This window comes from Saccharopolyspora elongata, assembly GCF_004348985.1.
GTDB classification, from domain to species: Bacteria; Actinomycetota; Actinomycetes; order Mycobacteriales; family Pseudonocardiaceae; genus Saccharopolyspora; species Saccharopolyspora elongata.
Genome location: NZ_SMKW01000229.1, coordinates 1 through 1,141, shown reverse-complemented (window position 1 = coordinate 1,141; position 1,141 = coordinate 1). Strand labels below are relative to the sequence as shown.

Sequence of the window (1,141 nt, the reverse complement as noted above, 5' to 3'; positions counted from 1 at the left end):
CGCTAGTGTGCTCCGCCGGAAGTCCACTATCTAATTGTAGGATGCGGTGATGGCAGGTCGCGGACGGCCCAGGGCCGAGTTGGTGCTCACCGATGATGAACGTGAGACGCTGCAGCGTTGGGCACGGCGGGCGAAGTCGGCGCAGGCGTTGGCGTTGCGGTGTCGCATCGTGCTGGCATGTGCCGAGGGATTGTCCAATGTGGAAGTCGCGGAGCGGTTGGGGATCAACCGGATGACCGTGGGCAGGTGGCGTTCCCGGTTCGTCGCGCACCGTTTGGACGGGCTGGTTGATGAGGACCGGCCGGGCCGGCCGCCATCGATCCCCCTCGAGCGGGTCGAGGAAGTGATCGTGGCGACGCTGGAGGAAACACCGCACGATGCCACGCACTGGTCGCGTGCGTCGATGGCGGCGCGGTCGGGGCTGTCGAAGTCCACGATCGGGCGGATCTGGCGCGACTTCGGGCTCAAACCGCACCAGACCGACACCTTCAAACTGTCCACCGATCCGTTGTTCGTGGACAAGGTCGTCGACGTGGTCGGGCTGTATCACAACCCGCCCGAACGCGCGGTGGTGCTGTGCACCGATGAGAAGAGCCAGGTCCAGGCGCTGGATCGGTCCCAGCCGGTGTTGCCGATGATGCCCGGCATGCCCGAACGGCGCAGTCATGACTATGTCCGCCACGGCATCACCACCCTGTTCGCCGCGTTCAACATCGTCGACGGCACCGTGATCAGCGAACTGCACCGCCGCCACCGGTCCACCGAGTTCAAGAAGTTCCTCACCACGATCGACAAAACCGTGCCCGAAGGACTGGACATCCACCTGATCTGCGACAACTACGGCACCCACAAGACCCCGGCGATCAAGGCATGGCTCGCCAAGCATCCCCGGGTCACGATGCACTTCACCCCGACCGGATCGAGTTGGATCAACCAGGTCGAGCGCTGGTTCGCCTTCCTCACCGACCAGTTGATCCGTCGCGGCGTCCATAGAAGCGTTGCGGCACTGGAAAAGGACATCCGCGAGTGGATCAAAACATGGAACGACAACCCCCGGCCGTTCGTGTGGCGCAAGACCGCCGAGGAGATCATTGACTCACTCGCCCGATATTGCCAACGAATTTCCGGCGCAGCACACTAG

General features: G+C 63.5%; 1 protein-coding gene. It reads left to right on the top strand.

The annotated features are described in order from the left end of the window. Positions 1-49: 49 nt before the first annotated feature. Positions 50-1,141: an IS630 family transposase gene (locus tag E1288_RS46435; RefSeq protein ID WP_132495729.1), complete on the top strand. Its 1,092-nt coding sequence runs from the start codon at positions 50-52 to the stop codon at positions 1,139-1,141.

What these genes read in the sequence shown, in the direction of transcription:
- E1288_RS46435 (WP_132495729.1), top strand. Translation starts at nt 50, where the DNA reads ATGGCAGGTCGCGGACGGCCCAGGGCCGAGTTGGTGCTCACCGATGAT.